At 66.4% G+C, this 20,730-nt stretch carries 11 protein-coding genes; 2 read left to right on the top strand and 9 right to left on the bottom strand.

Features of this window, described 5'->3' with window-relative positions; genetic code table 11:
* Window positions 1–18: 18 nt before the first annotated feature.
* Window positions 19–768 carry a LytTR family DNA-binding domain-containing protein gene (locus tag O3298_RS16070; RefSeq protein ID WP_305059972.1) on the bottom strand — a complete coding sequence of 250 codons (750 nt, stop codon included), beginning with the start codon at window positions 766–768 and terminating at the stop codon, window positions 19–21.
* The gene (locus O3298_RS16075) at window positions 765–2,024 is read right to left on the bottom strand and encodes a sensor histidine kinase (RefSeq protein ID WP_305059973.1); all 1,260 of its coding nucleotides are present in this window, start codon (window positions 2,022–2,024) and stop codon (window positions 765–767) included. Before O3298_RS16075 ends, O3298_RS16070 begins: the two co-directional genes overlap by 4 nt.
* Before the next feature lie 416 nt (window positions 2,025–2,440).
* Here O3298_RS16075 and O3298_RS16080 point away from each other — a divergent pair, with 416 nt between their 5' ends.
* Window positions 2,441–3,319 carry a serine hydrolase gene (locus tag O3298_RS16080; RefSeq protein ID WP_152255233.1) on the top strand — a complete coding sequence of 293 codons (879 nt, stop codon included), beginning with the start codon at window positions 2,441–2,443 and terminating at the stop codon, window positions 3,317–3,319.
* A 119-nt stretch (window positions 3,320–3,438) separates the two neighbouring features.
* Here the strand turns inward: O3298_RS16080 and O3298_RS16085 are convergent, their stop codons facing one another.
* Window positions 3,439–4,371, bottom strand: a complete 933-nt coding sequence (locus O3298_RS16085; protein WP_305059974.1) for a DMT family transporter — start codon at window positions 4,369–4,371, stop codon at window positions 3,439–3,441.
* Between the two features lie 109 nt (window positions 4,372–4,480).
* Between O3298_RS16085 and O3298_RS16090 the strand changes: the two genes are divergently transcribed.
* A complete protein-coding gene (locus tag O3298_RS16090; protein ID WP_305059975.1) occupies window positions 4,481–5,380 on the top strand; it encodes a LysR family transcriptional regulator in 900 nt (299 codons plus the stop codon).
* A gap of 7 nt (window positions 5,381–5,387) precedes the next feature.
* Here O3298_RS16090 and O3298_RS16095 read toward each other — a convergent pair whose 3' ends face one another.
* The 6 genes from O3298_RS16095 to O3298_RS16120 all read right to left on the bottom strand — a co-directional run bounded on the left by O3298_RS16095 (window position 5,388) and on the right by O3298_RS16120 (window position 20,671).
* Window positions 5,388–7,310, bottom strand: a complete 1,923-nt coding sequence (locus O3298_RS16095) for a methyl-accepting chemotaxis protein (protein WP_305059976.1) — start codon at window positions 7,308–7,310, stop codon at window positions 5,388–5,390.
* A gap of 159 nt (window positions 7,311–7,469) precedes the next feature.
* Entirely contained in the window at window positions 7,470–9,437 is a 1,968-nt protein-coding gene (gene recD / locus O3298_RS16100; protein WP_305059977.1) for an exodeoxyribonuclease V subunit alpha, read from the bottom strand.
* The gene (gene recB, locus O3298_RS16105; RefSeq protein WP_305059978.1) at window positions 9,427–13,098 is read right to left on the bottom strand and encodes an exodeoxyribonuclease V subunit beta; all 3,672 of its coding nucleotides are present in this window, start codon (window positions 13,096–13,098) and stop codon (window positions 9,427–9,429) included. Before recB ends, recD begins: the two co-directional genes overlap by 11 nt.
* Entirely contained in the window at window positions 13,095–16,514 is a 3,420-nt protein-coding gene (recC, locus tag O3298_RS16110; protein ID WP_305059979.1) for an exodeoxyribonuclease V subunit gamma, read from the bottom strand. The genes recB and recC overlap by 4 nt, the downstream gene beginning before the upstream one ends.
* 75 nt (window positions 16,515–16,589) lie before the next feature.
* On the bottom strand, window positions 16,590–19,580 hold the full coding sequence (locus O3298_RS16115; RefSeq protein WP_305059980.1) for a CHASE domain-containing protein: 2,991 nt from the start codon (window positions 19,578–19,580) through the stop codon (window positions 16,590–16,592).
* A gap of 200 nt (window positions 19,581–19,780) precedes the next feature.
* On the bottom strand, window positions 19,781–20,671 hold the full coding sequence (locus O3298_RS16120; protein ID WP_305059981.1) for a LysR family transcriptional regulator: 891 nt from the start codon (window positions 20,669–20,671) through the stop codon (window positions 19,781–19,783).
* Between the last annotated feature and the right edge of the window lie 59 nt (window positions 20,672–20,730).

The raw sequence follows: 20,730 nt of genomic DNA on the forward strand, positions 1-20,730 counted from the left end.
AAAAACATTGCCATCATATCAATCCCTGAACAAATAGGTAAACGTGCGGCTGACGGGCAGCTTTTCCGTGCTGCCGCGCAGCAGCACCTGCATGCGCTCGGCGTCGATGCGCTCGGCCGCCTCGATGGCTTTCACGTTGACCATGGTGCCGCGGTGGATTTGCCAGAACTGTTCCGGATCGAGGCCGCCCAGCAAATCCTTCAGCGGCGTGCGCACCAGCGCTTCCGAGCCGGCCAGCACCACGCGCGTGTATTTGGTGTCGGCCTGGAAGAACAGCACGTCGTCGATATCGATCAGGCGGATCTGCTTGCCCACGCTGGCCTTGATCCATTTCAGTTTTTCGCGCGGCGGCGCGGGCAGCGCGGCGCGCAGCGACTGCAGCAAGTGGGCCATGTCGGCCGGCTGGGCGCCCAGCTTGTCGCGCAGCCGGGCCAGCGCCCGCTGCAGCCGCTCGGCCTGCACGGGTTTCAACAGATAATCGACGGCGCCCGCGTCGAAGGCATCAACGGCATACTGGTCATACGCGGTGACAAATACCACGTGCGCCCGGGTGCCGATACGCTCGGCCACTTCCAGGCCCGACAGGCCCGGCATGCGGATGTCGAGAAAGACCACGTCCGGCTCATGCTCGAGGAAACCGTCCCAGGCATCGTTGCCGTTTTCCGCCACCAGCACGATGCGCGCCTCGGGCCAGGCCAGCGCCAGCATCGTTTGCAGGCGTTCGCGCATCAGGGGTTCGTCTTCGGCGATCAGGATGGTGGGGTTCATGCGGCAAGTTCTTTCAGGCTGGATGCAATTTTAATGGGGAGCAATATCTCGGCGATCACGCCGCCCTCGTCGCCGTCGCGCACGCTCAGGCTGGCGGACGGATCGGACAGCGACAGCCGGCTGCGCACGTTTTCCAGGCCCAGGCCGCCTCCCTGGGCGCTGCCCGTGCCGCCTTCCGGCAACCCCATGCCCGTATCCTGCACGCGCAGGCGCAGCATGCCGTCCACCCGCAGCGCCGACAGGCTGATCTCGCCACCGCGCAAGGATGGTTCAATACCGTGCTTGATGGCATTTTCCGCCAGGGTCAGCAAGATCATGCTGGGGATCGTCGCGTGCGCAAACTCGGCCGGCAAGTCCAGCGCATAGCGCAATCGGGAACCCATGCGCGCCTGCATCACGCGCAGATACGCGGCCACCATGTCAAACTCGCTTTGCAAGGGCACTTGTTCGCTGCGCATCTCCGCCAGGCTGGCGCGCAGGAAGGCGATCAGGTCGGCCGTCAGCGCCGCGGCCCTGCCGGCGCCTTGCGCGCCCTGCTCCGCCAGTTGCTGCACGGCGCCCAGGGTATTGAACAGGAAATGCGGTTCGATCTGCGCGCGCAGCAGGCGCAGCTGCGATTCGCTCAGTTCGCGCGCCAGACGGTCGCGCTCGGCATCCTGCTGCAGCTGCAAGGTCAGCGCCTCGTACTGCCGGTTGCGCCAGGTGGTCACGATTGCCAGCGGCACCATGTAAAACAGGCTGGCCACCAGCAAGGCGATGCCGCCCACGCGCAGCAAGCGCTCGAAAGCCATGCCCATGGACCCGGTATCGCTCAAGCCGGCCAGCAGCACGCCGGCCGATACCCCTGCCGCGCAGGTCGACACGATCAGCAAGAGTTTCTTGAACTTGTTACGCACGGAACTGCGGTAATTGAACCAGACGCCCACCAGGCCCCACGCCAGCGCAAAACCCAGGCCGTTGCTGAAGATGACGGCTTTGAGCAATTCGAACTTGGCCGGCAGCAGCAGGTGCAGGACGGCGCCGATGGCGCTGAACAGCAGCATCAGCTTGAACGCGGCGATATAAAAACCGGCGCCGCGATACTTGAGCAGGAAATCGTGCAGCTGCTGGCGCTCGATCGGCGTCAGCCCGGCCAGCTTCATGGCGACGTAGCGGCGCCCCCGTCCCTGGAGCTGCGCCGCCATCTCGGGATGTTTCAATACGCGCAGCGCTTCTTCGTCAATGCTGCGGTACCAGTCCATACATTTTTTTAACACGATGCGTTCTCCGTGGTCTGTGATTCAGGCATGAACGCAGTCTACGGCGCCCCCGTTGCAGGGCATAGCGCGGGGCGACGAAGCACGAAGCGGCAGGCATCAACGACGAAGCGCGCGGCGCCTGCCGGACCATGGCTGCCAATATTGCTGAAATAATACGAAGTTTCCAAGACGAAATCAATAATCGTGCAACAATTTTCACTACGGCAAGAATAGCCCCGTTTATTTGTCAAATTGGCCGCTACACAGCCTGTGGCGCCCTTATCCCGTAGACATCGCTTGATCTTTAATGGTATTGTTTAAGCTTGGCAAATATTGCCTCCGAGATACACGCCGTGTCCCCGCACGGCCCGCTTCCGGATTTGCGCGCAGCGCCCTCGATGGCGCCCCAAAACTGCTTTTCCACATACAATCCCATGCTCAAAAAAATGTTCGCCGCGGTGCTGATGACGCTTTCGACAGCGGCCATCGCCGTGCCCTTCGGTTCCCAGTCGATACTGGTGGTCGAAGATGGCACAGGCAAAGTCTTGCTTGAAAAAAATTCCAACGTGGTGGTGCCCATCGCCTCGCTGACCAAACTCATGACGGCCATGGTCGTGCTCGACTCCAAGGCGAACATGCAGGAAGAGATCAGCATCGACCGCGAGGATGTCGATACATTGAAGCACAGCACGTCGCGCGTGCCCGTGGGCGCCACGCTGAGCCGCCACGACGTGCTGCAGCTGGCGCTGATGTCGTCCGACAACCGCGCCGCCGCCTCGCTGGCGCGCACCTTCCCCGGCGGCCCCACCGCCTTTGCCGTAGCCGTCAACGCCAAGATCAAGGCCCTGGGCATGCACCAGACCGTGATCGAGGAACCGACGGGCTTGTCGCCGAACAACCAGTCGACGGCGGCGGACCTCGTCAAGATGGCCGTGGCCGCCTCACGCTACCCGGAAATCAGCCGCATCACCACCGATTCGAAGGACGTGATCCAGATCAAGGGGCGCGACGTGGAATACCACAACACGAACCGCCTGGTGGGCGCCAAGGGCTGGGATATCGGCCTGTCGAAAACGGGCTACACGAATGAAGCGGGCCGCTGCCTGATCATGCGCATCAAGTCGGCCGGCAAGTTCGCCACCATGATATTGCTCAACGCGCGAGCCAATTCCGTGCGCGCCATGGACGCCGTCAACATCCGCCGCATGCTGGCGGCCGAGAACGGCATCGAAGAACCGAAGGTGATGCGCGCCTCCGTCAGCCGGCACAAGAAGGCGCCGGCGAAGCCCTCCAAACGCCGCCGCGCAAAATAAGCACGGCTGAGAAAACGCCCATGGCGGCGTTGCAGTGCCTGGCCGTACTAACGTACTGCCTGCGGCACTGTGCCTTGCCCTGAACGTTTTTCAGGCGTGCTTTCATACCGGAAAGCTACTTATTTCGCTTGCCGGTTGGTCATCACCACGCCGGCAATCGTCACCGCCCCGCCCACCAGCATCGAGGCGAGCACGGGCTCGCCCAGCAGCCCTGCCGCCAGCACGATGCCGAACACGGGCACGAGGTTGTTGAACACGGCCGTGCGCGACGGACCCAGCGCTTTCACGCCTTCGTAATACCAGACAAAGCCGATCACCGTGCCGAACACGCCCAGGTAGCCGATGGCGGCCCACACTTGCCAGCCAAAACTGTGCCACGGCACCGTGGGAAATTCCACGGCCGCCCCCACCAGCAAAAAGGCCAGGCCCCACATCGACGCATACGTGGTGGCGGCAATCGGCGACAAGCCCCTCAGCGCCACCCGGCCGATCAGGGTGTAGGCGGCCCAGCTGGAAATGCCGCAGAACATGAATACTTCGCCCATGCCGATGCCGCCGCCCGTGCCGTGCAGCACGCCGGCCAGATCGCCGCGCGTGATGACGATGGCCGTGCCGCAAAACGCCAGCATGATGCCCAGCCACTTGAAGGAACCGAGCCGTTCGCGGAACAGCATGGCCGAGGCCAGCGCCGTGACGATGGGATTCAGGGCCACGAACAGGGCCGTGCGCCCCGCCGGCATGCGCGACAGGGCCGCCAGGAAGCACAGGTTGTACAGGAATATACCCGTCAAACCCAGGGCCGCCGTCGTTGCCAGCTGCTTGCGGTCCAGGCGCGGCAAGCCCCCTTCCAGCTTCCACGCCAGCACGAGCAGCAACAGCACGGCCACGCCGAAACGGCCGCTGGCGGCCGTCATGGGCGGCATCTGCTGCGCCAGCACGCGCCCCGCGATAAAGGTGCCGCCCCAGAACAGGGCGACGAAGATCAGTTTGATGTAGACGAGCGGCGACTGCGCGGCGAGCAGCGGAGCCTGGGGTACGGCGGAAGAAGACATGGGATATCCTGTAAAGCCGCTTGTGCGGCGGGTGGTGTACGTATATATTAATACTAATATTAACTCATGAAATAATGAGTAAATACTCATAACTCAACAAAACCACACCATGACCTTCACGCAACTGGAAATTTTTACCCTCGTGGCCGAACTGCACGGCTTTTCCGCCGCCGCCGCGCAGCTGGGCATCAGCCAGTCGGCCGTCTCGCATGCATTAAAAGCGCTGGAAAAGGAGATGGGCGTGGACCTGATCGTGCGCCACCAGGCCTCGGCCGAGCTGACGGACGTGGGCCGCCAGCTGCTCGTGCGCGCGCGCGAAATCCTCGGCCTGTCGGAAGCCATGCGCCAGGAAGCGGCCGACGTGCTGGGCCAGCGCCAGGGCACCCTGCGCATCGGCTCCTTCGGCCCGACGTCTTCCTTGAATCTGCTGCCGGCCATCACGGCGCAATTTCGCCTGCGCTATCCGGGCATCGACCTGCGCATCGACGAAGGCGCCGACCATGAAGTGGTGCAGTGGATACGCGAACGCCGGGTCGATGTCGGCTTCGTCGTGCTGCCAGACGAGCGTTTCGATACGGCGCCGCTGGTGGAAGACCAGATGATGGCGCTGGTGCCGCGCAGCCATGCGCTGGCCGGCGAAACCGCCATCACCCTGGCGCAGCTGTGCGAAGGGCCGTTCATCATGTCCGAGGCGGGCTGCGCCTGCCTGATCGAGCCGCTGTTCGCCAACGCGGGCTTGCAGCCGCACGTGCCCTACCGCATCAGTCAGGTGATCACCATCCTCGACATGGTCAGCCGCGGCGACGGCCTGTCCATCGTCGCCGAACTGGCCCTGCCGCAGCGCCTGCGCGAGCAGTATCCGGAGCTGGTCGCCCTGCCGCTCAATCCGCCCGTCAGCCGCAAGGTGGGCCTGGCCGTGCGCGACCGGCGCCAGAACACGCCCGCCACCAACGCCTTTTTCGACGTGGCCAGGCAGATGGCGCCGACCCTGGCGCCCCGGCGGGTCTAAACACGACTTAAAAAGTCTCCCACTCCTCGGACTGTTCCGTCTTGCGGGCAGCCGCCTTGGCGACAGGACGGCTGGCGATGCGCTGCACGACAGGTGGGCGCGCCACCGGTTTGACAGGCGCCGGCGCCTGTCCGTCATCGAGCTTGAACACGCCGACCACCTGCGCCAGGGTGCTGGCCTGGTCTTGCAGGCTTTCCGCCGCGGCGGCCGCCTCTTCCACCAGGGCCGCATTCTGCTGCGTCACCTGGTCCATTTGCGCAATCGCCTGGTTCACCTGCTCGATGCCGGAGCTTTGCTCGGCGCTGGCGGCCGTGATCTCGCCCATGATGTCGGTCACGCGGCGCACGCTGTCGACGATTTCCTGCATCGTCGCGCCGGCCTCGTCGACCAGGCGCGCGCCCGAATCGACCTTGCCCACGGAATCGTCGATCAGCAGCTTGATTTCCTTCGCTGCGCCGGCGGAGCGTTGCGCCAGGCTGCGCACTTCCGTCGCCACCACGGCAAAGCCCCGTCCCTGCTCGCCCGCGCGCGCCGCTTCCACGGCCGCATTGAGCGCGAGGATATTCGTCTGGAAGGCGATGCCGTCGATGACGCTGATGATGTCGACGATCTTCTTCGACGAATCGTTGATCGAGGCCATGGTATCGACCACCTGCGCCACCACTTGCCCGCCCTTGCTGGCCACGCCGGACGCCGATTGCGCCATCTGGTTGGCCTGGCGCGCATTGTCGGCATTCTGTTTCACGGTGCTGGTCAGCTCCTCCATCGAGGCGGCCGTTTCTTCCAGCGAACTGGCTTGCTGTTCCGTGCGCGACGACAGGTCCTGGTTGCCGGCGGCGATTTCCGACGATGACACTTTCACCGATTCGCTGGCCGTGCGGATTTTCACGAGCACGGCGGCGATCTTGTCGATGAAGCGGTTGAAGGCGCCGGCGATCTGCGCCAGTTCATCCACGCCGGAAGCGTCGAGGCGGCGCGTCAGGTCGCCTTCGCCCGAGGCGATATCGTCGAGCGCATCGCGCACCAGTTCCAGGCGTTTGAGCATTTTGAACACCAGCAGCGACAGCAGCAGCGCCGCCAGCCCCGTCAACAGCGCGGCCGTGACGGTGGCCGTCGTCAGCATCGTCTGCAACGCTTGCATGGCTTCCTGCTGGTCCAGCACCACGGCCAGCAGCCAGTCGGTGCCGGCCACGCGCGTGACATACAGCTTGCCGTCGCGCTCATCGAGGCGCACGGCATCGCTCGTGCGCGTGCTTTCCAGGCGGTTGACCTGCGCGGCCGACAGCGCCGCATCGAGTTTCACCACCGGCTGCAGGCTCAAATCATTGTTCGCATGGGCGATGATGGTGCCGCTCTGGTCGACGAGGAAGGCAAAGCTGTGCGGCGTCGGCTTGATCGCCACCACGTTGGCGATCACCGTATCGAGCAGCACGTCCGCGCCGGCCACCCCGCTCGGCGCCTCTTTCGGGCCGACGGGCGCCGTGAACGACACCACCAGCTTGTGGCTGGCCGCGTCCACATACGGCGGCGTGAGCATCGGCACGCCGGCCTTGACGGTGTCCGTGTACCAGGCGCGCGCGGTGGGATCGAAATCGGCCGGGCGGCCCGGATGGGTAAACACGGAGCGCTTGTCCGAGTAGCCGATGAACACTTCCGCAAAATCGCCGGCCTTTTCCGCGATCTGGAAGGCGCGCAGCGGATCGGGCGTCTCGGCGGACATGACGATGGACGCCATGACCTTTTTCTTGCCATCGACCCATTGCGCCAGCACGGCCGACTGGCTTTGCAGCAGTTGCTGCATCTGCTGGTCAGACGACGCCAGCATGCTGCTGCGCGTGGTGACGTAATTGGCGACCGACAAGGCCAGCATGGACAGCACGACGATGGCCACGCAAATGAGTACCAGCCGCGTGCGAAGGGAAGACAACATGATGGGCTCCTCGTTTCGATTTTATTGGCGTGAAACAGTGCTTTTGCACTACTTTCTCTACGAAAGCATTCTCACACAAAAATCGGAACAATTTTCATCAATATTCGGAATACAACACATATATTTCCACATGGAAACCTGTCTAACCCGGTCAAGCCATCAGCCGATCAACCCCCTTAGGCCGCTGGCCCGCTGCGTGCGGCGCAGGATGGCGTCGAACAGCACGGCCTGCGTGGGCGAGACGAGGGTGAAGAAGTCGCGCGCGCGCGTGATGCCCGTGTAAACCAGTTCGCGCGCCAGCATGGCGCCGCCTTCCTGCGGCAACACCAGCACAGTATGGCGGAATTCCGAGCCTTGCGACTTGTGCACCGTCATGGCGAACGCCGTCTCCACGTGGCGCAAACGCGTGGCCAGCACGCTGCGCACGTTTTCGCCTTCCAGGAAATACACGCGCAGGGAGCCGGGCCGCGCAGGGTCGCGCAGGGTCAGCCCGATGTCGCCATTGAACACGCCCGTGCCGTAGTCGTTGCGCGTGACCATCACGGGACGGCCCACATACCATTCGCTGCGGCGTATCAGCCCTTCCTTTTCCAGCCGCAGCTCGATGGCCGTATTCAGGCCCGCCACGCCCCATTCGCCCTCGCGCACGGCGCACAGGATGCGGAACGCTTCAAAAGCGTGCAGCACGGCGCGCACCCAGTCGTCGTGCTGCGCATAGCCCTCCTCACCCGCATTCACCAGTTCCAGGTAGGGCTGGTAGCCGCCCGGCGCATCGCTCCTGCCGCGCAGGGCCAGGCGCAGCACCTCGTCCGGCTGCGCGGTCACGCTCCACGCCAGCTGGCCGCCGCTGTCGCCGGCGAAACAGGCCTTGGCCAGATCCGGCCTGCCGCCGTTCACGGCCAGCGCCAGTTCGCCAATCGGACCGCTGAAACGGTGGCTGTGACGCAGCATCACCGTCTGCTGCGCCAGCGCGCCCGCCGCCCCCGCAAAGGCAGGTGGAATGGCCACGCCGCTGGCCGCCTGCGCATACGCGATGGTATCGGCCGTATAGCCGCCCGCCTGCGCGTCGTGGCACAAGTCGCCCAGCACGGCGCCCGCTTCCACGGACGCCAGTTGGTCCTTGTCACCCAGCAGGATCAGGATCGCCGTGGGCGGCAAGGCGTCGAGCACGGACGCCATCATCTCCAGGTGCACCATCGACGCTTCATCGACGATCAGCACGTCGACCTCGAGCGGATTGCCCGCGTGGTGGGCAAAGGCGCGCGTATCGGGCCGCGCGCCCAGCAGGCTATGCAGGGTACGCGCCGCGCCCATGCGCCGCGCCAGTTCCAGCAGGGGCAAGCCTTGATCACCGCGCGCCGCCTTCGCCGCCAAGCCTTCCAGCGCCTTGTCGATCGACTGCTTCAGCCGCGCGGCCGCCTTGCCCGTGGGCGCGGCCAGCGCGATGCGCAGCTGCTCCGGCTGCGGCGAGACGGCAAACAGCAGGGTCAAAAGGCTGGCTACCGTGTACGTCTTGCCCGTGCCGGGACCGCCCGTGATGATGGCCACCTTGCCGCGCAGGGCGACGGCGCACGCCACTTTTTGCCAGTCCGGGCCACCGTCCCGGGTCGGTTGATCGAACAGGATGTCGAGCCATTGCCGCACCTGCGCCAGCGGCGGCGTGCTCAAATCCTGCGCGCGCAAGGCGATTTTTCCGCCCACCAGGGTCTCGTCGCGCCAGTAGCGGCGCAGATACAAGCGGTCGCCATCGAGCACCAGCGGCTGGCGCACGTCGGCGGCGCCCACCAGCCACACCTGCGGCGCGCGGGCCAGCAGCGCGCGCCAGCCTGCGGCGCTGTCGGGCAGCGGGCCGGAAACGGCCAGCACCGCATGCCACAGCTCCTCGCTCCAGCCCAGCAGCTGCGACGGTTCGCCGGCCAGGTCAGCCAGCATCAAACAGCTGTGGCCCCGCCCTTCCAGCTCGGACAGCACCACGCACGCCACCGCCACGGCGGGCGCATCCGGCGCCTGCTCGTCCAGGCTGGCGATGAAGCGGGCAAAGGCGGCGCTCAGGCGGCGCAGATGGCCATCCTCGGCGACGCCGTCGACATGGGCAAACAAAGCGTTCATCTGTGCGTCATGCTGCATGGTGTTCCGTTTCTTCTAACAGTTGATCGAGGCCGTCCAGCAGTTCCAGCTGCGGCGCCAGCCAGTAGCAGCCATGCGTGTCCGCATTCGCGATGCCGCGCAGGAACAGGAAAATGGCGCCGCCCAGGTGTTCGGCCGGGTCGTAGGCGTCGCCGAGGCGGCTTTTCAGCAGCCGGTGCAGGGCCAGCATGTAGATGGCGCCCTGGATATCGTAGCGGTGCTGCGCCATGCCCGCCGCCAGTGCGGCCGTGTGGTAGGCCGCGTCGTTGGCGCCCAGCGCATTCGACTTGTAGTCGAGCACCCAATAGCGGCCATCCTGTTCGATCACCAGGTCGGCAAAGCCTTTCAGCATGCCGTGCAGCTGGCGTCGCGGCAGCACGGGACGGGGCGTGCCGTCGAGCAGCAGGCGCGTGCACAGCTGGTCGAGCGCGCCCGTGGACAAATGCTCGCTGGGGAACCAGAACTCCATCTCGGACAAGGTGCTGTCCAGCTGCGACAGCGACGCATCGAGCAGCGGCAGCGGCGTGACGGCGACTTCCCTGAGCCAGGCGATGGCGTCTTCCTGGCGGTGGCCCCAGCCCGCCCGCTCGCAGCGCGCCGCGAGGCGCGCGTCGAAGTGCGCTTCGTGGACGCTGTCGAAGCCTTCGCTGCCCATCCACTCGAGCTGCTCGTGCAGGAAATTGCCGGGCACGGAGCCGCGCGGGAAGCGGTGCCATGGCGCGTCGCCCGTCTGCAGCGGCGAGACCGCTGGCACGCCCGTGCCATCTTCCAGCAGGGTTTCTTCCAGCGCCCGCTGCGGCACGTGCGGGGCCGCCACGGCGCCGATCTGGCGCGTCAGCGACGTAAAGCTGCCCACCGACCAGTCGCGCTCGAATTCGCCCGCGAACACGGGCGCGGGGCGCAGTTCGGGACGCCGCTCGATCCGGTCCAGCACCGTGCAGGCGTCGGGCTGCGCCAGGGAAGCCACGTAGATGGCGTCGCAGCTGCCCGCCACCTGCTGCCAGCGCAGCAGCAATTGCTCCGCCGGCAGCTTGTCGCCGCCCGTCAGCAGATAGCCGAGCGCAGATTCGTGCAAGGTATTCTCGCCCGCCTTGCGCGCCGCCTGGGCGGCCACGCCCAGCCACAGGAAGTGGCGCGCGCGCGTCAGGGCCACGTACAGCAGGCGCAAGTCTTCCTCGATGCGCGCTTCCTCGACCGCCGCCATGGCTTCGTCGGACAGCGACAAGTCGAGGCGGCGTTCGCCTTTGTCATCCGCATAGTCGAAGAAACTGCGGTTGCGCTTATCCACCTTGCGCGCCGTGACGGCAAACGGCAGATACACGAGCGGGTATTCGAGGCCCTTGGATTTGTGCACGGTGATGACTTTCACCAGCTCCGCATCGCTTTCCAGGCGCAGCACGCGCTCGTCGCCGCCCTCGCCTTCGCCGGCGATCTGCTCGGCCAGCCAGCGTATCAGCGCCTGTTCGCCATCGAGCTGGCGGCTGGCCGATTGCAGCAGTTCGGCCAGGTGCAGCAGATTCGTCAAACGCCGCTCGCCGCCCGTCTGCTGCAGCAGCATGGCGGGCAATTGCAGCTCGTGGATGAAGCGGCGCAGCATGGCCAGCACGCCCTGGCGCTGCCAGATCAGGTGCAAGGCCTTCAACTGCTCGACCCGGCGTTCCCATTCCAGTTCGTCGCTGGACAGGCGCGCCAGCTCGCCCAGCGACAGGCCGATGGTGCGCGTGGCAAAGGCGGCGCGCGCCAGTCCCCCGTCGAGCGGGTTGGCCAGCGCCGCCAGCCAGCGCAGCACGTCTTGCGCTTCCTCGCTGTCGACGACGGAATCCTTGTCGGACAGGTAGACGCTGGCGACCCGGCGGCGCGCCAGCGCGCGGCGGATGGCGGCCGCCTCCTTGCGGTCGCGCACGAGGATGGCGACGTCGGCCGGCTGCAGGCGCGCAAAACCGTCGGGGCCATCGAAACCGGCTTGCGCATCGCCCAGCATGGCGACGATGTGCTCGGCGCAGTGCTGCGCGAAATACTCGCGGTAGCTGTCGCCGCGCAGCCCTTCATCGCTGGCGCAGGCGGCCAGCAGCGCCGGCAGCGGGCCGCCGGCGTTCACCAGGTGCTCGGCGCGGCCCTTGGCGTCGACGGCTTCGAACGGCAGCGGATTGTCATTCCCTTTGCGGTAGCGGAAGGCACCAAGCGGTACTTCGTCGCGCTCCGCGTGCAGGAACAGCTGGTTGACGGCAGCGACCAGCGGCGCCGTCGAGCGGTAGTTGGTGCCCAGCTGGTAGTGGCGGCCGGTCGTCGCGCGGCGCGCCGCCAGGTAGCTCTGGATGTCGGCGCCGCGAAAGCCGTAGATCGACTGTTTCGGGTCGCCGATCAAAAACAGGCCCAGCGCCGGATCGTTGTCGGCGATGCGGTACAGCAGGTTGAAAATCTGGTACTGGGCCGGCGCCGTATCCTGGAATTCGTCGACCATGGCCAGCGGATACTGGTCGATGATGCGCTGGCGTAGGGCCGCGCCATTCTCGCCGGCCAGCGCGTCGTGCAGCCGTTGCAGCATGTCGGCAAAGCCGAACTGGCGCGACTGGCGCTTCAACTGATCCATCCGCCGCGCGATGGCCGCCGCCGCATGCAGGTGCAGCTTGTGCGCCAGCGGCGTCAATGCCGCCAGGGCGATTCCCAGCGCCTCCGTATGCGCGAAGCACTCGGGCACCTGCGCCGTGAAACTCTTGGCAAACGCGTCTTCGATACCGAACGGCGTCAAGCGTTCCCACGCCTTGGCCGTGATGGCCGGCAGCAGCAACAGCGGGTCTTGCGCCCACTTGCGCAAGCCGTCGAACCACTTCGCCAGATTGTCCGGCTTCATCTTGACGCCGTTAAAACACTTGGGATTGGCGGCGCGGTGGTCGTTGATCCAGGCGGCCATCTGGTCGACGCGCTCGACCCAGCCCGCCTTCAGGCTGGCCAGCTGCGCGGCCAGTACCCGCTGTTCGCGCGCGATCAGGGCAGATAGCGGTTCTTCGTCGGCCATGCCCATGATATCCGCGCGGCGCGCCAGCTCGCGCGCGCCCTTCTTCAGCGCCCCCACGTCGGACCAGCAGGCCAGCAGCACGTCGAGTGCCTGCGGCGGCAAGGGATAGACTTGCTGGCGCCAGTAATCGTGGGCCGCATCCTCGAACAGGGCTTGCTCGTCGCTGACCAGCTCTTCGTCGAACAGGCTGCCGCTGTCGAACGCGTGCTCGCGCAGCATGCGCTGACACCAGGCGTCGATGGTGAAAATGGCCGCTTCATCCATCGTCTCGGCGGCCAGCATCAGCCGGTGCGCGGCCTTTTGCCGCTCGCTCTCGTCCGGATAGGACTCCAGCAAGGCGTCGAGAAACGGGTCGTTGCCGCCGGATCCAATGCCGAATTCGTGGCGAAAATAGGCCGCCGCCTCGATCAGGCGCTCGCGCACGCGGTTCGACAATTCGCGCGTGGCGGCGCGGGTAAATGTCATCACGAGGATGTCGGCCGGCAGCAAGGGGCGCATGAAACGGCTGCCGTCGTCGCCATGCCCCAGCACGAGGCGCACGTACAGCGCGGCGATGGTCCAGGTCTTGCCCGTGCCGGCCGAGGCCTCGATCAGACGTGAGCCATGCAGGGGGAACGCCAGGGGGTTGAGCAGATGGCTCGTCATTGTTCTTCTCCCGCGCCGTCATCGGGCGCGCTGATCGGGTCGATGGTGATGTGTTCTTGCAGCCAATCGGCCAGCGGGCCATACAGCTCCCGCGTGCAGTCCTGCCATGCTTCTTCGGCGGCCAGCGCGGAAAACTCGGGCCACAAGCGCGCCAGGCACAGTTCATCGCGCTCGCCCGAGATATCGAAGCCGCCATCGTAGACGGCGCGCGGGTCGCCCTGCTGTACCAGCGCCAGCCCCGTCTTGCACGCCGTGGGCAGCGGATGGTTCATGCCTTCGCGCCACAGCGCCAGCAAGGTGGCCAGGGCGGCGCGCGAAGCGGCCGAATCGAGCGGCGCCATGCTGACGATGGCGTCGCGCGCCACCAGGTAGCCGGTGACGGGAAAGCCGAGGGCGGCGGCGGCCAGCTGGCGCAGCCACATCAGCATCAGCTTGTCGCCGCGCGCCAGGCCCGCCTTGTCCGTCACCTTCGAGGAAATCTGCATCAGCCAGGCCGTCTCCCGCCCGTTGCTGCACAATTTGTCGAGCCAGTCGTCGATCTGCACTTCGCCAAACGGCAGGTTGATGGCGCGCTTGTCAGCCGCGTACGGGAACGAGGCGCGCAAGGACAGCCACGCGCTGCGCACGGGCACCAGCGCCTCGACCAGTTGCGCCTGCACTTGCTGGCCGATCAAGCCGATGGGCAGCACGCCTTCGCGCGCCAGCTTCGCTGCGCGCGCTTCCAGGCTGGCGCGCACGTCGTCCGCCGCTTCCAGGGCGCCGCCGTCGTCCAGCATGGTGTCTTCCAGCAGATAGCGTTCGAGCGCATTCAGGCCAAATGGCTCTTCATCCTCGCCCAGCATGGCCGCATCGGCGAAATACACGCTCAAGCGGCGGCGGAAAAAGTACTTGACGGGCTGGCGCAAAAAGCTGGCCAGCTCGCCCAGTTTCAGGCGGGTGCCGGGATCGAGCTCGTAAGGACCCAGCGGCAGCACGGCGGCCTGCGCATCCGCATCGGCATGCGCGACACGCCATTCGCGCGCATACGTGAGCAAGCCATCGGCCTCGAAATAGCGGCGGCTGAACGGCTGCAGCGCATGCTCGGTGGTCAGCGATACCAGGTGCCGGTCCAGCGACCAGCCGGCGGCCAGGTAATCGCGCAGCTGCGACACCAGCACGGACGGCGGCTGCTCGGAATTGTCGCGCACATTGCGCCCCACCCAGCTCACGTACAATTTATCGCGCGCGGCCAGCAAGGCTTCCAGCATCAGGTAACGGTCGTCGTCGCGGCGCGAACGGTCACCCGGGCGCGCCATGCCGGGCAGCGCCAGCAAGTCGAAATCGGCCTTCTGCGCGCGGCGCGGGAAATCGCCGTCGTTCATGCCCAGCAGGCACACGACGCGGAACGGCACGGCGCGCATCGGCATCAGGGTGCAGAAAGTCACGCCGCCGGAGACGAATTGATGATTCAGGGTCGGCTCGTCCAGCGCGCCCAGCCACGCCACGCGCAGCACGGACAGAGGCACCGGCTCGACGAAGCCCGCGTGTTCGCAGGTTTCCAGCCAGCCCTGCAAGGCGCCTTCGAGCTGCGCCAGGGTCAAACGGTCGCCCTCGTCGTCGGCGTCGAAAAAAGCGGCCAGCAGCGCGCGCGCCTGCACGCCCCACTCGGCTGGCGTGCGCGCGCCGGCCAGCACCGTGCGCCAGTGCAGCAGCGCCTCGACCAATTGCGCCAGCGAGCCCGCCAGCGCCGCATCGAGGCCGCCCACTTCCGCATACGGTTCGATGCCGCCAAAGCTGGCGCCACTGCCGCTGGCATAGCCGAGCAGCATGCGCCGCACGCCGAAGATCCACGCATTCTGTTCCCCGGCCGCACCCAGCCCCAGGCCGGCGCGGTGTTCCTGGTCCAGGCCCCAGCGCACGCCCGCCCCTTCGATCCAGGCGCCCAGCGTGGCCAGGTCGTCCGGCTGCAGGCCGAAACGTGTCGCCAGCGCCGGCACGTCGAGCAAGTCGCGCACCTCGCTCTGGCGGCAGCGCTGCTGCGGCAGCTGCAGCAGCCACTCGAGCGCGACGAGCAGCGGGTTGACGCTGCGGTCCTTCACGTCACCGATCTCGAACGGGATGAAACGCTCGTCATTGCGCCGGTACTGGCCGAAGACGGCGTGGATGGCGGCCGTGAAGGTGTCGATGTCGGGCACCATCACCACCACGTCGCGCGGGCGCAGGCCCGTTTCGGCGCTGTGCGCGAACATGGCCAGCAGCTGGTCGTGCAGCACTTCCACTTCGCGCTGCACGCTGTGCGCCACGTGAAATTCGATCGAGCGGTCGCCTGGCTCGGGCGGCACCTGCTCATGCTCGGCCAGCGGGCGCAGTTCGCGGATGGCCACCTGCACCTGCTGCAGCAGGGTCTCGCCCGTTTCCTCGCCAAACAGGTCGATGCGCAGGCTGTCGTCACGCCCCTCGGCTTGCGCGTGTTCGTCGAATTCGTCGAGCATGCGGATGAAATCGCGCCCTTGCCTGCCCCAGCTGGCCAGCAGCGGGTGGCTGTGCGCATGCAGCGCTTCGAGCGGGATTTGCGCCAAGTCGGTGCCGTTGCGCTGCCGCTGGCGCTTGTTTTCCGCGCGCAGCAAGTCGCGCCCGTCGATGATGTCGCCCCAGTAGAACTGACACGGATTCGGCACGGCCAGCACCACCTGCGTGTGGCGCGCCAGCGCGGCCAGCGCCTGCAAGGTCTGGTACGGCAAGGCCGACACGCCAAACAGCACCACGCGGCGCGGCAGCTTGCCGGCAGGCGCATCGCCGGCGGCTATCGCCGCCAGGAAGGCGTCGTGGATGTCGGCGCGGCCCGTGTCACGCTCGAAAGCCTCGACGTCGGCAGCCACGGCGCGCCACAACTGCGCCTGCCAGCGCTGGTCGTCCTTCAGTGCGATGGTTTCATTGCGGGCCGTGCGCAGCTGGTCGCGCCCCGCCGCCCAGTCGGCCAGCCAGTCGGCGCGGTAGACCTGGTACTGGTCGAACAAGTCGGCCAGGCGCTCGGCCAGCTGCAGCCGGCGCTCGCTGTCGCCATCGGCAAGGAAGTAGCGCAGCGGCGCGAATACCGGCTCGGCCAGCAAGGACGGCAACAGGCGCATCAAACGCCACGTCAGCGGTGATTTATCGAACGGCGACACGCGCGGCACGCGCTCGCGCCCCAGCATGCCCCGGTAGCTTTCCCACAGCAGGCGCGCCGGCAGCGCGATGCGCGTGGCGGCGCACACCCCCATCTCCTCGGCCAGGGCGATCTTCAGCCATTCGGCCACGCCGTTCGACTGCACCAGGAAGATATCCGTTTCCAGGGGCGCCAGCGGATGCTGGCGCAGCCACTGGAAGACGGCGGCGCGCAGCTGTTCCAGCTGGTTGCCATGCAGGATGAGGAGGCCGGGCGTGACGGGAGTATGCATGCAGATCCGATGGGTTGCCGCGTCTCCGGCCGGGTGGCCGGAGACGTCAAACGCGTATTATCGCCGCTGCCTGCGTCAGGGGGCGTCGCTGGCGGCAAATTCCACGGAAATTTGTTCCGCCACCTGCGCCAGGGCCGGCCCCAGGGCCGTCAGCAAGGCGCGCGCCTGCTGCAAGTCGCCGCCAAGGCGCAAGCCTTCGATCGACGCGCACAGGCCGGCAAAGGCATGGGCGCCAACGGCCAGCGCCGACGATTTGCTGCGGTGTCCCAGGTCGGCCAGGCGCCCCAGGTCTTCCAGCGCCATGGCTTGCTCCATTTCGGCGATGCCGTCGCGCGCCGTATCGAGAAACAGCTGGGTGTACTTGCGCATCTTCACGGGGTCATTGCTGAACGTGAGCGCCAGGGTGGCCAGGTCGAGAATCGCCGTATCGCGCAAGTCCGGCGAGGCGGCCGATGGCGGCGCTTTCGGCACCGCCACCAGCCTGTCGCCCGCGCGCACATGGCCGATGCCGCCGATGCCGCCAATCCCGCCACGCAGGCGAAACCATTTCGCCAGCAGGTGGAACAGCAGATTCGGGGCGATCGGCTTTGTCAAAAATTCGTCCATGCCGGCCGCCAGGCAGCGGGCGCGGTCTTCGCTGCCTGCATTGGCCGTCATGGCGATCACCAGCAGGCCGGCAAGCTGCGGGTCGGCGCGGATGCGGCGCGTCGCCTCGAAGCCGTCCATCTCCGGCATCTGCACGTCCATCAGCACGCAGTCGTAGCGCCGGTGGGCCAGCAATTCCAGCGCTTCGCGGCCATTGCAGGCGACGCAGACGGTGGCGCCAGCGTCTTCCAGCAATTCGCAGCCCACCTGCTGGCTGAAGACGTTATCTTCCACCAGCAGGATGGATGCGCCACGGATCACGCCCAGCACTTCCGGTTCCACTTCGGCGATGCGCTCGTCGCTGGCCTGCGCGCTTTTCTCCAGGCGCGCCGTGAACCAGAAGGTGCTGCCCAGGCCAGGCTGGCTGTACACGCCCACCTTGCCCCCCATGAGCTCCACCAGCTGCTTGCTGATCACCAGCCCCAGGCCGCTACCGCCATACTTGCGCGTGGTCGACGGGTCGGCCTGGTGGAAGGAGCGGAACAGCTGCGCCACCTCTTCCTGATTCATGCCGATGCCGCGGTCCTGCACTTCGAAGCGCAGCATGCCGTGGCTGCCCCGCTCCTCGGACTGGCGCACGCGCACGAAGATGCTGCCATTGTCGGAAAACTTGATGGCGTTGCTGGTCAGGTTCAGCAGGACCTGCTCCAGGCGCAGCGGGTCGCCGCGCCAGCGCTGCGGCAGTTCCGGCGCGATATCGAACTGCAGCGCCAGGCCCTTGACGGCGGCCGCGTCGCCGAGCTGGCTGGCGATGTTCGCCAGCAGGGTGTCGAGACGGAAGTCCAGCACTTCCAGTTCCAGCTTGCCCGCTTCGATCTTGGAAAAGTCGAGGATGTCGTTGATCAGGCCCAGCAAGTGCTGCCCCGAGTGGAAGATCTTCTGCAGATAGTCGCGCTGGCGCGCGTCGGCCACGGATTTCAGCGCCAGGTGCGCCATGCCGATGATGCTGTTCATCGGCGTGCGGATTTCATGGCTCATGTTCGACAGGAAGTCGCTCTTGGCCTGGCTGGCCGCGTCGGCCTGTTCCTTCAGGCGATGCAATTCCGTCACGTCGGTGGACAGGCCGATCAGGCCCGTGACGGGACCGGGCAAGCCCAGCGGCACCTTCACGCTCCACAAGTGATGCACCTGGCCCTGCGCATCGACGAAGCGCTCCTCGCCGACGAACTTGGCGCCGCTGTCGAACACCTGGCGCTCCGTGCGCTGCACGGACGCCGCCGCATCGCCGAGCATCAATTCGCCATCCTGGCGGCCGATCAGCTGCTCCACCGAACGGCCCAGTATCTTCGCCGTGCGCGCATTCACGTAGCGGTAGCGCAGGTCGGCGTCCTTCATGTAGACGTAGGCGTCGACGCTGTCGAGCACCGTATCGAGCAGGGTGCGCTGCGCCACCGCGTTGCGGCGCGAACGGTACAGGGTGAAGATATAGCCATAAATGAGCAGGGTGCCGGCCACGCCGACGGCCAGCGCCAGCCACGGGAAATAGCGGTCGAAGGGGCTGTACAGCTCCGCCTTGCGCACGCGGAAATGGGCTTTCCACAGGCCGCCCTGGTACGCCACGGGCAGCACCTGGTCGAAATAGTCGGCATCGCTGCCCGGTTGCGGCGGCGTCGCCGCCAGGTCGCCGTCATCGTTGAACAGCAAGCGGTCCTGCGGCGTGATGCGCAGGACGCCATCGGCGGGCGTCGCATCGGCAGCGCTGTACAGGGTCAGGTGCAGCGGCTCCAGGGCGCTGCGTTCGAGCGCGCTGTGCACCAGCTGCGCCACGCCAAAGCCGATGCCGACGGACCCCTGATAGGCGGCGCGACGCTCGGCCACGCTGCCTTGCGGCATGCCGTTGCGGTACACGGGCAGGCGCATGCCCAGGCCCACGTGCGCGGGAGGCCCCTTGATCATGATCACCTGGCCAGACGCGCTGACTTCGCCGCTGTCGCGCGCCTGCGCCAGGGACTGCGCCACCAGCGGGTTGGCGCCGATATCGACGCCCATGCGTTCGGCCAGCAGGGAATCGGGTTCCAGATAGGTGAGCACCGCGTATTCCGGCCGCTCCCCCGCGGGACGGATGGTGAAGGCGGGATAGCCGCGCGGCGCCAGGCTGGTGTCGCGGCGCACGGCCTCGATGAAGGCGGCGCGCTGCGCCGACGGGACGGCCACCGCGTAATTGACCGATTCGATGGCCGGGAACTGGCGCGCGATATCGAGGCCGGCCACGTAATCGTGAAACTGCCGGCGCGTCAGCTGCTCGCTCGTGCGAAACAGGGCTTCGAGGCCGCGCAGCAGGTCGGAATAGCTTTTTACGCGCGTGATCAGGCTATGCTGGGCGCCATGCGTGAGGTTGTCGAAACGCTGTTCGGCATCGTCGTCGACCGTGCGCGCCGCGCCCGCATACAGGGCGCCGCCCACCGCCAATGCCAGCAGCAAGCCACCCGCCCATATCCTGATGCCTGATCCCGCCCCGCGCTTGCTCAAAGTGTGCATTGTCGATCGCTTATTCCGGTTTCCTTGAATGTGCGGCGCCCCGGCCGCCCAGCAAGTACGAGGATACTATCAAAGCCCCTGTGCGACGCACCTGTACATGAAAAAAAGCGCGTTCGATGGTTGCCCTGGAAAACACCTGGCGCCTAGGCACCCCGCAACGCCCCGGCCAGGAAGTCGCAAAAGGCGCGCACCTTTTCCTGCACGTGGCGTCCGTCGGGCGTCAAGGCATACACGCCGCGCCTGGCCATGCCGTGCGACGGCAGCACGCGCACCAGGGCGCCGCTGGCCAGCAGCGGCGCGGCGACGAACGACGGCAGCGCGCCCACGCCTATGCCCGCCGCCAGCATGTCGGCCAGCAGCAGGCTGCTGTCGGCGGAAAAGCGCACGGGCAGGACGATGCTGCTGCTCCCTTCCGGGCCGTCCAGCTGCCAGACGCCGGGGCTGTCGGCCAGGCGGTAAGCCAGGCAATCGTGGCCGTGCAAGTCCTGCGCCAGCCGGGGCGTGCCGCGCCGCGCCAGATAGGCGGGAGATGCGCAAATCATTTGCTCGACATCGCCCAGGCGGCGCGCCACCAGGGACGAATCGGCCAGCGCGGCGCGGATGCGCAGCGACACGTCATAGCCCTCGCCCACCACGTCGCGCAGGCGGTCGTCCAGCGTCATCTCGATTCTCACTTCCGGATGGCGCGCCATGAACACCGGCAGCAGCGGCGACAGCACCTTCAAGCCAAACGACAGCGGCGCATTCACGCGCAAGCGTCCCGCCACCTTGCCGGTGCAGCCGCGCGTGGCCAGTTCCAGCGCGTCGATTTCATCGAGCAGCCGGCAGCATTCCAGATAATAGGCGCGCCCGCCGTCCGACAAACTCATGCGCCGCGTCGTGCGCACCAGCAGCACCGTGCCCAGATGCGCCTCCAGCTGGCGCACCTGCTTGCTGATGGCCGCCGCCGACTGGTGCAGGTCCAGCGCCGCCTTGCTGAAGCTGTCGCGCTCGACCACCTTGCGAAACACGCGCATGTGCGCCAGGACATCCATGATTCTTTCCTTGCAGTTGAATATCTTATTATTTTATCGCTGATTATCATTGAAATTGA

Source organism: Janthinobacterium sp. SUN137 (assembly GCF_030587265.1).
Lineage (GTDB): Bacteria > Pseudomonadota > Gammaproteobacteria > Burkholderiales > Burkholderiaceae_D > Janthinobacterium > Janthinobacterium kumbetense.

Coding starts and splice junctions, on each gene's coding strand:
- O3298_RS16085 (WP_305059974.1), bottom strand. CDS start 4,371: ATGTCTTCTTCCGCCGTACCCCAGGCTCCGCTGCTCGCCGCGCAGTCG.
- recB (WP_305059978.1), bottom strand. CDS start 13,098: ATGACGAGCCATCTGCTCAACCCCCTGGCGTTCCCCCTGCATGGCTCA.
- O3298_RS16080 (WP_152255233.1), top strand. CDS start 2,441: ATGCTCAAAAAAATGTTCGCCGCGGTGCTGATGACGCTTTCGACAGCG.
- O3298_RS16070 (WP_305059972.1), bottom strand. CDS start 768: ATGAACCCCACCATCCTGATCGCCGAAGACGAACCCCTGATGCGCGAA.
- recD (WP_305059977.1), bottom strand. CDS start 9,437: ATGCAGCATGACGCACAGATGAACGCTTTGTTTGCCCATGTCGACGGC.
- O3298_RS16120 (WP_305059981.1), bottom strand. CDS start 20,671: ATGGATGTCCTGGCGCACATGCGCGTGTTTCGCAAGGTGGTCGAGCGC.
- O3298_RS16095 (WP_305059976.1), bottom strand. CDS start 7,310: ATGTTGTCTTCCCTTCGCACGCGGCTGGTACTCATTTGCGTGGCCATC.
- recC (WP_305059979.1), bottom strand. CDS start 16,514: ATGCATACTCCCGTCACGCCCGGCCTCCTCATCCTGCATGGCAACCAG.
- O3298_RS16090 (WP_305059975.1), top strand. CDS start 4,481: ATGACCTTCACGCAACTGGAAATTTTTACCCTCGTGGCCGAACTGCAC.